Source organism: Microbacterium sp. NPDC097977 (assembly GCF_040302605.1).
GTDB lineage: Bacteria > Actinomycetota > Actinomycetes > Actinomycetales > Microbacteriaceae > Microbacterium.
In genome coordinates this window covers 1-12260 of sequence record NZ_JBEOUR010000012.1, presented here as the reverse complement: position 1 = coordinate 12260, position 12260 = coordinate 1, and the positions used below count along the sequence as shown (strand labels likewise).

Genomic DNA, 12260 nt, shown 5'->3' with positions numbered 1-12260 from the left:
CGTCAGGACGCGGCCTGACGCGCCTCCCAGCCGGTGCGCACCATCTCGTCGACCGTGTACCGCATCTTCCAGTCGAGGTCGCGGGCAGCGAGCTCGCCGGTGGCGACGATGCGGTCGGGGTCTCCCGGGCGCCGGGGGCCGATCTCGGGGGTGAAGTCGATGCCGGTGACGCGGGCGACCGCGTCCATGATCTGCTTCACGCTGAGGCCGTCGCCCGAGCCGAGGTTGTACGCGGCCTCGATCGGCTCGCCGCCGGCGAGACGCTTCGCAGCCGCGACGTGCGCGGCGGCGATGTCGCCGACATGCACGTAGTCGCGCACGTTGGTGCCGTCCTCGGTGTCGTAGTCGTCGCCGTTGATGCGCGGAGTCTCGCCCGCGATCAGCTTCTCGAACACGATCGGGAAGAGGTTGTGCGGGCTCACGTCGTAGACGGTCGGATCGGCGGACCCGACGACGTTGAAGTACCGCAGCGAGGTGTGACGCAGCGGGGCATCGGAGTCGGCGGTCGCGATCGCCTGGTCGCGCAGCAGCCACTCGCCGATGAGCTTCGACTCGCCGTACGGGCTCGCCGGCTTCTTGGCGGTGTCTTCGACGACGAGCGCCGTATCGGGCGTGCCGAACACGGCGGCCGACGAGGAGAACACGATGTTCGCGACGCCCGCGGCATCCATCGCCTCGAGGATCACGCGGGTGCCCTCGACGTTCTGCGCGTAGGTGTGCAGCGGCCGCTGCACCGAGACGCCGGCGTACTTGTATCCCGCGACGTGAATGACGCCCTCGGCGTCGTGATCGCGCAGCGTCTTCTCGACGAGCGCGCGATCGAGGATGCTGCCCTGCACGAAGGCCACGCCCTCGGGCACGAACGAGGCGACCCCGCTCGAGAGGTCGTCGAGGATGACGGGTGTGAGCCCGGCATCCGCCAGTGCGCGAACGACGTGCGAGCCGATGTAGCCGGCGCCGCCGGTCACGATCCAGGACATGGTGTGCTCCTCAGGGTGGGGAAGTGTTCAGTATCTCAGGAGTCGCGGTGCGCGCCCGCCGCCGGCGTGACGGTGAAGATCACGGGGGCGGTGAACCCGGACGCGGCGAACGCGGCGGTCACGGCGTGCGTCACCTGCTGCACGGCATCCTGCTCGATCAGCGCGATCGCGGCGCCGCCGAAACCGCCGCCGGTCATGCGTGCGCCGATCGCGCCGGCGGCGAGGGCTGCTTCGACCGCTGTGTCGAGCTCGGGCACCGAGATCTCGAAGTCATCGCGCATCGAGGCGTGCGAGGCCACGAGCAGGTCGCCGATCGCACGGGCACCGTCTTCGCGCAGCACGCGGACGGTGTCGAGCACGCGCTGGTTCTCGGTGACCACGTGCCGCACGCGGCGGAACGTCACGTCGTCCATGAGCTCCTCTGCACGCGGCAGGTCGCCGACCGCGACATCTCTCAGGCTCGGCACGCCCATGATGGCGGCTCCCCGCTCGCACGCGGCGCGGCGCTCGCCGTAGCCGCCCGTGGAGTGGGCGTGCTTGACGCGCGTGTCCATCACGAGGATCGCAAGACCGGCCTCGGCGATCCCGACGGGCACGAGGTTCGCATCGAGCGAGCGGCAGTCGAGGAAGATCGCGGCATCCGGCTCGCCGAGCATCGAGGCCATCTGATCCATGATGCCGGTCGGGGCGCCGACGGCCTCGTTCTCGGCCGTGCGGCCGACGCGGGCGAGGGCGATGCGGTCGAGTCCGGCATCCCAGAGGTCGTTCAGGGCGGATGCCGTCGCACCCTCGATCGCGGCCGACGACGAGAGCCCTGCGCCGACCGGCACGTCGGAGGCGATCGCGATGTCGAGTCCCGTGCCGGCGGCGGCCGAGGCTGAGATCCCGTCGGCCTGACGCAGCGCCCAGGCGACGCCGAGCGGGTAGGCGGCCCACTCCGGCACACGCGGGGCGGTGCCGGTCGGGGTCGGGAACAGGTCGTCGAGGTCGTCGAGTGACACCTCCACCGGCTCGTCGGCGAAGGTCGACGCGACGCGGATGCGGCGGTCGTCGCGCCGGCCGACGGCGGCGACCGTGCGATGCGGGATCGCGAAGGGCAGCACGAAGCCGTCGTTGTAGTCGGTGTGCTCGCCGATCAGATTCACGCGGCCGGGGGCCGACCAGACGCCCTCGGGGGTGCGGCCGGTGAGGTCGGCGAAGAGTGCGCGCGCGGTGTCCTGGGTGGTGGTCATGCGGAGGCCTCGTCTGCGTGGTCGGCTGCGGTCGGTGCGGTGTCTGCGGTGCGGGGTGCGTCGCCGTGTGCGGCGTCGGCCTTCGCGATCGCCTCGCGGATGCGGGCGGCGCCCTGCTCGGGGGTGACCTCGGCGGCCCACGCCCACATCGCGGCCTCGGATCCGGCGAGGAACTTGAGCTTGTCGGCGGCCCGGCGGGGGCTGGTCAGCTGCAGGTGCAGGCGCACGCTGTCGCGCCCCACGTGGACGGGGGCCTGGTGCCACGCGGCGATGTACGGGGTCGGGGTGTCGTAGAGCGCATCGACGCCACGCAGCAGGCGCAGGTAGAGGGGCGCGAGCTCGTCGCGCTCGGCCTCGGTCGTCTCGGCGAAGTCCGGGACGTGGCGGTGCGGCATCAGGTGCACCTCGAGAGGCCACCGCGCGGCGAAGGGCACGAAGGCGGTCCAGTGCTCGCCGCGGAACACGACCCGCTCCGAGGCCTGCTCGGACTCGAGGATGTGCTGGAACAGGTCGGGGGCGGTGCGGTCGATCGAGTCGAGCACTCTCGTGGTGCGGGGTGTGACGTACGGGTAGGCGTAGATCTGACCGTGCGGATGCGGCAGCGTGACGCCGATCGCCTCACCGCGGTTCTCGAACGGGAAGATCTGCTCGATGCCGGGGAGCTGCGAGAGGGCGGCGGTGCGGTCGGCCCAGGCCTCGATGACCGTGCGCGCGCGGGTGACGGACTGCGTGCCGAAGGATCCGGTGTGCTCGGGGCTGAAGCACACGACCTCGCACCGACCGACCGAGGTGCGCGTGCGCCCGAGTCCGAGGGCCGCGAGATCGTCGAGGCCACGCGGGGCGTTGGACGCCTCGGGGGCGGAGCCGATCGCCTCGGCCAGCGCGGGGCCGAACGCGGGGGAGCGGTTCTCGAACACGGCGACGTCGTACATCGACGGCACCTCCGACGGGTTCGTCGCAGACTGCGGTGCCAGCGGGTCGGCGTCGGCGCTGGGCATCATGACGCGGTTCTGACGGTTCGCGGCGACCGTGATCCAGTCTCCGGTCAGCACGTCGAGGCGCATCGTGGCGGTGGCGCCGCGCGGGTCGAGCGTGCGGGAGTCGACAGCGCGCTCGGCGCCGAGCGTCGTGCCGGGGTCGTCGAAGTAGATCAGTTCGCGGCCGTCGGCGAGGGTCGTCGCGCGCTTGGTGATCCCCGCCGAGAGGGACTCAATTCGCAACTCAGGCAATTCGTGCGTGTTCACGTAAACATGGTACGCACAGGGCCGTGGTAACGTCAACACTGCGGAGTTGTGAGCGCGAGGCGGGGGTGGGCGGGATGGACGACGATCCGCTGCGCGCGCCGGATGCTCGCCGCCGGCGCCGCCCCGCATCGGGCCGCGTCTCGATGGCGATGGTCGCGTCTCGCGCGGGCGTGTCGGGACAGACCGTCTCGCGCGTCGTCAACGACAGTCCGCGGGTCGATCCCGCCACACGTGAGCGTGTCGAGACCGCGATGGCCGAGCTCGGATATCGGCCCCACCGTGCGGCGCGCGCGCTGCGCACCGGGCGCTCGCAGACCATCGGTCTCGTCGTCACCACGCTCGCCACGGTCGGCAACTCGCGGATGCTGCAGGCCACCGCCGAGGCGGCCGCCGAACGCGGATACGCGCTCACGCTCGTGACGGCCGGTGACAGCGTCGCGGACGCGTTCGAACGCCTCTCGGAACAGGAGGTCGACGGGGCGATCGTGCTCAACGAGGCGTCGGCGCTCGTTCCCGCGGCCGACCGGCCCGCAGGTCTCCGGCTCGTCGTGGTCGATGCCCCGGCCACCGCCGACCTCGCCGTCGTGCACAGCGATCATGTCGGCGGGGCCGCCGCGGCGACCGCGCGTCTTCTCGAGATCGGGCACCCGACCGTGCACCATCTCGCGGGCCCCGCCGACTCGTTCGCCGCGGGTGAGCGCGAGCGGGGCTGGCGCGACACCCTCGTCGCCGCGGGTGTGGAGCCGCCGCCGATCGTGCGCGGCGACTGGACCGCGGAGGCGGGCTTTCTCGCGGGCGAGGCGCTGCTCGCGGCATCCGCCGTCTTCTGTGCCAACGACCAGATGGCGCTGGGGCTGCTGCGGGCGCTCGCCGACGCCGGGCGTCGGGTGCCGGAGGACGTCAGCGTGATCGGCTTCGACGATGTGCCGGATGCCGCGAACTACCGCCCGCCGCTGACGACGATCCGGCAGGACTTCACAGCCCTCGCGCATCGCGCTGTCGGCCTGCTCGTCGCAGAGATCGAGGGGACGCCCGGGGCCGAGGCATCCGCTGTCGTGCCGACCCTCCTGGTCGAGCGCGCCAGCACCCGCTGACCCGGTCTCGGCGCCCGCATCCGTTCTCGCGTCCGTCGGTGTCGCATCGGCCGCTGTCGCGTCTGTCGCTGTCGCATCTGTCGCCGTCGCGTCTGTCGCCGCCGCGGTGCGGGGTCGAAAGTGAACCGGGCCTGTGGTCGGGGTCAGTTCGGCATCGGTAACGCCAGTTTTGGATGCGTAAGTGGCCCCGAACGGCGTGGCGGATGCGAAAGTGGCCCCGCCTGGCGCGCGGGATGCGCCCGTTCTCCCGCACCCGATCCCCTGCATCTGTCGCCGCCGCGTCTGTCGCTGCCGCGGTGCGGGGTCGAAAGTGCACCGTGCCTGTGGTCGGGGTCAGTTCGGCATCGGTAACGGCAGTTTCGGATGCGCAAGTGGCCCCGTCTGGCGTGGCAGATGCGCAAGTGGCCCCGCCGGGAGCGCGGGATGCGCAAGTGGCCCCGCCTGCCACGCACTCCGAGCACGAGCGCGCCTCGCGAGCGCATGCTTTTCGCCCCGTGCGGATCTCCGGCGCGGGGCGCGCTGAAGGAGAGCGTTTTCCACCGGTCCTTGCATCCGGCCCCACGGCATGGCATGCTGTCGGAAAGCGCTTACCCGCGCGGCCTCCATGCGGAGGACGCGGGCGACGGAGATAGAGAGAACGGATCAGCAATGTCACAGGCGACGACCCGCGAGATCGGGATCATCATGAACGGCGTCTCCGGGCGCATGGGCTACCGGCAGCACCTGGTGCGGTCGATCCTCGCGATCCGTGACGGGGGCGGCATCGAGCTGCCCGACGGATCCCGCATCACGGTGAAGCCGATCCTCGTCGGCCGCAACGAGGCGAAGCTCGCCGAGCTCGCCGCGAAGCACGGCATCGAGGACTACACGACCGACCTCGACGCAGCGCTGGCCGATCCGAAGTGGGAGATCTACGCCGACTTCCTCGTGACGAAAGCGCGCGCGTCGGCGCTGCGCAAGGCGATCGCGGCAGGCAAGGCGATCTACACCGAGAAGCCCACGGCCGAGTCGCTCGACGAGGCCCTCGAGCTCGCGCGCCTCGCGGATGTCGCCGGCGTCAAGACCGGCGTCGTGCACGACAAGCTCTACCTCCCGGGTCTGCAGAAGCTCAAGCGCCTCATCGACTCCGGTTTCTTCGGACGCATCCTGTCTGTGCGCGGCGAGTTCGGCTACTGGGTGTTCGAGGGCGACTGGCAGCCCGCGCAGCGCCCGAGCTGGAACTACCGCACCGAAGACGGCGGCGGCATCATCGTCGACATGTTCCCGCACTGGAACTACGTGCTCGAGAACCTCTTCGGCGAGGTCAAGAGCGTGTACGCCCAGGCCGCGGTCCACATCGCGGACCGCTGGGACGAGAACGGCGAGCACTACACCGCCACCGCCGAAGATGCCGCCTACGGCATCTTCGAGATCGAGGGCGGGATCGTCGCCGAGATCAACTCCAGCTGGACCGTGCGCGTCAACCGCGACGAGCTCGTCGAGTTCCAGGTCGACGGCACCCACGGATCCGCGGTCGTCGGACTCTTCGGCGCGAAGATCCAGCCCCGCAACGCCACGCCGAAGCCCGTGTGGAACCCCGACCTCGAGGACTCGCACGACTACGACGCCGACTGGCAGGAGATCCCCACCAACGACGTGTTCCTCAACGGGTTCCGTCAGCAGTGGGAGGAGTACCTCGTCTCGTTCGTCGAGGGCACGACGTACCCGTTCGACCTGCTGTCCGGCGCGCGTGGCGTGCAGTTCGCTGAGGCCGGTCTGACCTCCAGCGCCGAGGGCCGCAAGATCGCTCTCTCGCCGCTCACGCTGGGCTGATCATGAGCACGCTCCGACTCCTCGACGCCGCGGGTGCGGTGACGGATGCCGAGCTGCGCGAGGGCGGCGGGTACACGCGACCCGCCGCCCCGCTGCAGAGCCGCGTCGCCTACGCCGCCGCGCACGTCGTCCCGAAGGTGCATGCCGACAACACACCGGGTCAGCCCGCCGACATCGACTGGGATTCGACCCTCGCATTCCGTCGCAACGTGTACTCCTGGGGCCTCGGCGTCGCAGACGCCATGGACACCGCGCAGCGGAACATGGGGCTGGATGCCGCTGCGACCCGAGAGCTCATCGCTCGCAGCGCCGAGGTCGCCCGCGAGGAGGGCGGCTCGGTCGTGGTCGGCGTCAACACCGACCACATCGCCGAGTCGCACATCTCGCTCGACCAGGTCATCGACGCCTACACCGCACAGCTGCACTTCACCGAGGAGCAGGGGGCCGGCCCCGTGCTGATGGCCTCCCGCCACCTCGCCCGCGTCGCAGAGAACGCCGACGACTATCGTCGCGTCTACCGGTCGGTGCTGCAGTCGGCCACGGTGCCCGTCGTGCTGCACTGGCTCGGCCCGGCGTTCGACCCCGAGCTCGCCGGCTACTTCACTTCGTCTTCGTCGAGTCTGGGTGGCGCTCCGGATGACTGGCAGGCGGCATCCGCTGTGCTGCTCGATATCATCGCCGAGAACCCCGACAAGGTCGCGGGCGTGAAGATGAGCCTGCTGAACGCCGAGTCCGAGATCTCGGTGCGCGAGCGGCTGCACTCTCAGGACTCGACGCGGGGCGTGCGCATGTTCACAGGCGACGACTTCAACTACGTCGGCCTGATCGGCGGTGACACGGTGGGGCAGGGCGAGGGGCACTCCGACGCGCTGCTCGGCGCGTTCGCGGCGATCACGCCGGTGGCGTCCGCCGCGATCCAGGCTCTGGATGCCGGAGACCCCGCACGCTACCTCGAGATCCTCGGGCCGACCGAAGAACTGAGCCGTCAGGTGTTCGCGGCCCCGACCTTCTACTACAAGACGGGTGTCGCGTTCCTCGCCTGGCTGAACGGGCATCAGCCCGCGTTCCAGATGGTCGGCGGCCTGCATTCCGCACGGAGCCTGCCGCACCTCAGCCGCATCGTCGAGCTCGCGAACGCCTCGCTGGCGTTGGAGAATCCCGAACTCGCACGTGAGCGCTGGCACGGGATGCTGCGCCTGAACGGCGTCGACACCGGGAGCGTGGCACGGTGACCGTCGATCCTCGCCTGTCGATCAACCAGGCCACCATCAAACACGCCGACCTGGCGACCGCACTGCGGGTGACCGCGGATGCCGGCATCCAGGCGATCGGTCTGTGGCGCGAACCCGTGAACGAGGTCGGACTCGAGGTCGCCGCGCGCATGCTCGCCGACTCGGGGCTGCGCTTCACGACCCACTGCCGCGGCGGGTTCTTCACGCTGCCGGACGGCCCGGAACGCGTCGCCGCCCTCGACGACAACCGCCGTGCGATCGAGGAGACCGCGACCCTCGCCGCCGCGGGGGCCGACGGATCCACCGCCGTTCTCGTGCTGGTGGCCGGTGGCCTTCCGGCGGGCTCGCGCGACCTGATCGGTGCGCGCGAGCGGGTGCGCGATGCGATCGGCGTGCTCGCGGCCGACGCGAAGGCCGCGGGGGTGGCGCTGGCGATCGAGCCACTGCATCCGATGTATGCCTCCGACCGCGCCGTCGTCTCGACCCTCGGTCAGGCGCTCGACATCGCCGCCGACTTCGATGCCGACGTCGTGGGGGCGGCCGTCGACACGTTCCACATCTGGTGGGATCCGCAGGTGCTCGACCAGATCGCGCGCGCCGGCCGAGAGGGCCGCATCGCGACCTACCAGGTGTGCGACTGGAAGACCCCGCTGGCCGCCGACGTGCTGCTGTCTCGTCACTACCCGGGGGAGGGCGTGATCGACTTCGGCTCGCTCACGCGCGCGGTGATCGAGACCGGATACGACCGCGACATCGAGGTCGAGATCTTCCACGCCGACATCTGGGCGGATGCTCCCGAGAACGTCGTGCGGCGCACGGCCGAGGCGTTCGGCGCCGCGGTCTCGCCCCACCTGAGGTGACGCACGGGCGGCCGATCGCGGTGTTCGAGGCCGGCATCCGTCCGTCCTCGTTCGCGTGTCTCTGCCCTCGTTCGTCTGCCCTCGTTCGTCTGCCCTCGTTCGTCTGCAGGACGCGGGCACGGATGCAGGATGAGGACGTCGGTGTGGTCCTGCATCCGTGCTTCGATCCTGCAGGCAGACCCCGAGACCGCGTGCCGCCCCTTGAGAGGATGACCGTATGACGAAGATCCGAACGGGGACGATCCGACCTGGCCTGTGCTCGGTGACCTTCCGGTCGCTGACTGCAGAACGGGTGATCGAACTCGCGGTGCAGGCGGGCCTCGAGGTCATCGAGTGGGGCGCCGACGTGCACGTGCCGGCGGGCGATGTCGAGCGAGCAGCCGCCGTGGGGCAGGCGATGACGGATGCCGGGTTGACGTCGTGCTCGTACGGATCGTACTTCCGAGCGGGCGCAGACGAACCGCTCACGCCGATCCTCGACACCGCGGCCGCGCTCGGCGTCGATCGGGTGCGCGTCTGGGCCGGCGAGCGCGGGTCGGCAGAGGCGTCACCCGCGCACTGGGCATCGACCGTTGCCCGACTGCAGGATGCGGTGGACGAGGCGGATGCACGCGGCATCGCCCTCGCACTGGAGTTCCACTCCGGCACTCTCGCCGACACGGCGCCGACGACGTTGCGCCTGCTCGCCGAGGTGGCCAGCCCCGCGCTCAGCACCTACTGGCAGCCGACGGTCGCGGCGAGTGTCGACGATGTGCTCGCCGAGTACCGCGCGGTCGCCGCGCACACCAGTGCGGCGCACGTGTTCTCGTGGTGGCCCGCGCAGGAACGACGTCCGCTGCGGGCGCGGGACGCCCTCTGGACGCGCTTCTTCACCGAGGCGCTCTCCGCCCCGAGGCCGCCCCGCGAGGCGTTGCTCGAGTTCGTGCCGAACGACGACCCCGCGCTGCTGCCCGGCGAGGCGGCGGCCCTGCGCTCCTACCTCTCGACCTGATGGCCGACATCGCCGCGATCACGCGGGTGCGGGATACCGGTCCTCTCCCCGGTGCGGAGCCCGCCCCGCAGTATGCTCAGGGCATGAGTCAGCAGGAAAGCCCTTCCCGCGCGCGTCAGCCGCGCCACTCCCGAGGGGCGGCGCCGACCCTGCACGATGTGGCACGCGAGGCGGGAGTCTCGCTCGCGACGGCATCCCGCGTCCTCAACGGGTCGGAGCGCAAGGTCGCGGAGTCCTTCCGCGAGCGTGTGGAGCAGGCAGCCGCCGAACTCGGATACACCGCCAACGCCTCGGCGCAGGCGACCGCCCGCGGCAGCTCGCCGGTGATCGCCCTGCTCGTGGCCGACATCGCCGACCCGTACTTCGGTCTGATCGCCGCAGGAGTCGCGCGCGGCGCCGACGAGCAGGGACTGGTGGTGACGATCGCGATCACCGAACGCGACCCGGCCCGCGAGGCGCGCATCGTGCGTGCCCTGCGCGGACAGCGGCCCCAGGGACTGATCCTCGCCGCCTCCCGCACCGATGAGCCGACCGATTCCGACACCGCCCGTGAGCTCGCCGAGTATGCGCGCTTCGGCGGACGCGTCGTGACCTTCGGAGCGGGCAGCGCCGAGAACCGCCACGTCGAGATCGACAACCGCGCGGGCGCCGCAGCCCTCGGCCGGCGCATGGCGTCACTCGGCTACCGTTCGGCGATCGCGATCGGCGCCGCCGAGGGAGTGCTGACCTCCGACGAGCGTCTCGCCGGCTTCCGCGCCGGCTTCGAGTCGGGCGGCGGGAGCCTCGACCGCGTGCTCCGGGGCGACTTCCGACGGGAGTCGGGAGCCCGCGCGATGTCCGACGCCCTCGAGCAGGGCGTCGAGCCTGGCACCCTCGTGTTCGGCATGAGCGACGTCGTGGCCATCGGCGCGATGGCGGCGATCCGCGACGCAGGACGCGAAATCGGCTCCGACATCGCGGTGTGCGGTTTCGACGACGTGCCCTCCAGCAGCGACGTGAGCCCGGCGCTCACGACAGTGCGCGTGCCGCTCAGCGAGGTCGGATACCAGGCCTTCCGCGCGACGGTCGACGCCGACTGGGAGCAGGCGCCGCTGCCGCTCGAGGTCACCGTGCGCGCGAGCACCCCCGGCCTCACCCGATGACCCGAGTGGTCCTCGCGCCCGACAGCTTCAAGGGCACGATCACGGCGGCTGATGCTGCGGCATCCCTCGCCGAGGGGTGGGCGTCGGTCGATCCCTCCGCGACGTTCGTGCACCGGCCGATGGCCGACGGCGGCGAGGGCACCGTGGCGGCGTTCGCGGCTGCCGTACCGGGCGCTCGGAGGATGCCGGTCGCGGTCGACGGCCCCACGGGCCACGTCGTCGACACGGGCTGGCTGCTGCTGCCGCCCACCGGCGAGACGCCCGGCGGCACCGCCGTCGTCGATCTTGCCTCGACCTCAGGGATCGAGCTGCTCGAGGAACTGCGGCCCTGGGACGCCGACACCACCGGTTTCGGGCAGGCGATCGTCGCCGCCCTCGATCACGGCGTCTCGCGCCTGGTGGTCGGCATCGGGTCCAGTGCGTCGACAGACGGAGGCACCGGGATGCTGACTGCCCTCGGTGCCCGATTCCTCGACGAGGGAGGGAGCCCGGTCGCCCGCGGCGCGAGGGGACTCGCCGACATCGCCTCCGTCGATCTGTCGGGGCTGCGCGCCGCACCCGAGGTGCGGGTGCTCACCGACGTGACCAACCCGTTCACCGGCGTTCGCGGAGCCGCTGCCGTGTTCGGCCCGCAGAAGGGGCTCGCCGCCGACGACATCGCCGGAGTGGATGCCGCGCTCGCGCGCCTCGCGACCCTGCTCGGCCTCGACCCGCAGCTCGCAGGCACGGGTGCGGCCGGCGGAACCGGGGGAGCACTCGTCGTGTGGGGGGCGACCCTCGCTCCCGGTGCGGCCGCGGTGGCTGAGCTGATCGGACTGGCGGATGCCATCTCCGACGCCGACGTGGTCATCACAGGGGAAGGGTCGTACGACGGGCAGTCCGGCGACGGCAAGGTGCCCTCGTTCATCGCGGGCATCGCGACCGAAGCCGGGGTGACGCCCCTGCTCGCTGCCGGACGCATCACCGCTGACGCCGACACGGGGGTCTTCGCGGCATCCGCGTCGTTGACCGACCTCGCGGGGTCGTCCGACGCCGCGCTCGCCGAACCTGCGCGGTGGTTGCGCGAGGCTGGCGCCGTGCTCGCCCGCTCGCTCTGATCCGGCGCGTCCGCATCCGGGGTGCCGCATCCGGGGTGCCGCATCCGGGCGCACCCGCCTGCTGGGTACCGGCATCCGCTCGCTGCCGTCCCGCCGGGCGGGGTCACTTTCGCACCGGGGATGCTGGGCAGGGTCACTTTCGCACCGGGGATGCCAGGCGGGGTCACTTTCGCACCGCGGATGCCGGGCGGGGTCACTTTCGCACCGGGATCGGCCTATCGGGGTGTGTTTTTGACCCCGCGTGGAGTTCGACCCCCGCGGGCGAGCTGTGCGGGAGCGTTTCGGCCCGGCGTTCCCCCCGCCCACCAGGCGGGGTCACTTTCGCACCGCGGATGCCGGGCGGGGTCGCTTTCGCACCGGGATCGGCCTATCGGGGTGTGTTTTTGACCCCGCGTGGATGTCGACCCCGCCGGCGAGCTGCGCGGGAGCGTTTCGGCCCGGCGTTCGCCCCGCCCACCAGGCGGGGCCACCTTCGCCCCGCGGATGCCAGGCGGGGTCACTTTCGCACCGCGGATGCCGGGCGGGGTCACTTTCGCACCGGGATCGGCCTATCGGGGTGTGTTTTTGACCCCGCGT

General features: G+C 71.4%; 10 protein-coding genes. 7 read left to right on the top strand and 3 right to left on the bottom strand.

Annotated elements, in window-relative coordinates; all coding sequences use genetic code 11:
- Nucleotides 1-2: 2 nt before the first annotated feature.
- From galE to galT, 3 genes are read right to left on the bottom strand one after another with little or no spacing between them, the layout of a single operon-like run.
- Complete coding sequence (galE, locus tag ABTZ43_RS04820) at nt 3-980, bottom strand: UDP-glucose 4-epimerase GalE (RefSeq protein WP_149422266.1); 978 nt, start codon at nt 978-980, stop codon at nt 3-5.
- A 35-nt stretch (nt 981-1015) separates the two neighbouring features.
- A complete protein-coding gene (galK, locus tag ABTZ43_RS04815) occupies nt 1016-2212 on the bottom strand; it encodes a galactokinase (protein WP_350537998.1) in 1197 nt (398 codons plus the stop codon).
- Nucleotides 2209-3456 (bottom strand): galactose-1-phosphate uridylyltransferase, encoded by a 1248-nt coding sequence (galT, locus tag ABTZ43_RS04810; protein ID WP_350537997.1) that lies wholly within the window; start codon nt 3454-3456, stop codon nt 2209-2211. The genes galK and galT overlap by 4 nt, the downstream gene beginning before the upstream one ends.
- Before the next feature lie 143 nt (nt 3457-3599).
- Between galT and ABTZ43_RS04805 the strand changes: the two genes are divergently transcribed.
- From ABTZ43_RS04805 to ABTZ43_RS04775, 7 genes are all read left to right on the top strand, one after another.
- Nucleotides 3600-4550, top strand: coding sequence for a LacI family DNA-binding transcriptional regulator (locus ABTZ43_RS04805; RefSeq protein ID WP_149422669.1), 951 nt, complete (start codon nt 3600-3602; stop codon nt 4548-4550).
- A 648-nt stretch (nt 4551-5198) separates the two neighbouring features.
- A complete protein-coding gene (locus tag ABTZ43_RS04800; RefSeq protein WP_350537996.1) occupies nt 5199-6362 on the top strand; it encodes a Gfo/Idh/MocA family protein in 1164 nt (387 codons plus the stop codon).
- 2 nt (nt 6363-6364) lie between these two features.
- The gene (locus tag ABTZ43_RS04795; RefSeq protein WP_350537995.1) at nt 6365-7594 is read left to right on the top strand and encodes a dihydrodipicolinate synthase family protein; all 1230 of its coding nucleotides are present in this window, start codon (nt 6365-6367) and stop codon (nt 7592-7594) included.
- Nucleotides 7591-8454 (top strand): sugar phosphate isomerase/epimerase family protein, encoded by an 864-nt coding sequence (locus tag ABTZ43_RS04790; protein WP_350537994.1) that lies wholly within the window; start codon nt 7591-7593, stop codon nt 8452-8454. The genes ABTZ43_RS04795 and ABTZ43_RS04790 overlap by 4 nt, the downstream gene beginning before the upstream one ends.
- Before the next feature lie 217 nt (nt 8455-8671).
- On the top strand, nt 8672-9445 hold the full coding sequence (locus ABTZ43_RS04785; RefSeq protein ID WP_350537993.1) for a sugar phosphate isomerase/epimerase family protein: 774 nt from the start codon (nt 8672-8674) through the stop codon (nt 9443-9445).
- 83 nt (nt 9446-9528) lie between these two features.
- Nucleotides 9529-10587 (top strand): LacI family DNA-binding transcriptional regulator, encoded by a 1059-nt coding sequence (locus tag ABTZ43_RS04780; RefSeq protein WP_082539444.1) that lies wholly within the window; start codon nt 9529-9531, stop codon nt 10585-10587.
- Nucleotides 10584-11684, top strand: coding sequence for a glycerate kinase (locus ABTZ43_RS04775; protein WP_350537992.1), 1101 nt, complete (start codon nt 10584-10586; stop codon nt 11682-11684). Before ABTZ43_RS04780 ends, ABTZ43_RS04775 begins: the two co-directional genes overlap by 4 nt.
- Nucleotides 11685-12260 lie beyond the last annotated feature (576 nt).

Coding starts and splice junctions, on each gene's coding strand:
- galE (WP_149422266.1), bottom strand. CDS start 980: ATGTCCTGGATCGTGACCGGCGGCGCCGGCTACATCGGCTCGCACGTC.
- galK (WP_350537998.1), bottom strand. CDS start 2,212: ATGACCACCACCCAGGACACCGCGCGCGCACTCTTCGCCGACCTCACC.
- ABTZ43_RS04805 (WP_149422669.1), top strand. CDS start 3,600: ATGGCGATGGTCGCGTCTCGCGCGGGCGTGTCGGGACAGACCGTCTCG.
- ABTZ43_RS04800 (WP_350537996.1), top strand. CDS start 5,199: ATGTCACAGGCGACGACCCGCGAGATCGGGATCATCATGAACGGCGTC.
- ABTZ43_RS04795 (WP_350537995.1), top strand. CDS start 6,365: ATGAGCACGCTCCGACTCCTCGACGCCGCGGGTGCGGTGACGGATGCC.
- ABTZ43_RS04785 (WP_350537993.1), top strand. CDS start 8,672: ATGACGAAGATCCGAACGGGGACGATCCGACCTGGCCTGTGCTCGGTG.
- ABTZ43_RS04780 (WP_082539444.1), top strand. CDS start 9,529: ATGAGTCAGCAGGAAAGCCCTTCCCGCGCGCGTCAGCCGCGCCACTCC.
- ABTZ43_RS04775 (WP_350537992.1), top strand. CDS start 10,584: ATGACCCGAGTGGTCCTCGCGCCCGACAGCTTCAAGGGCACGATCACG.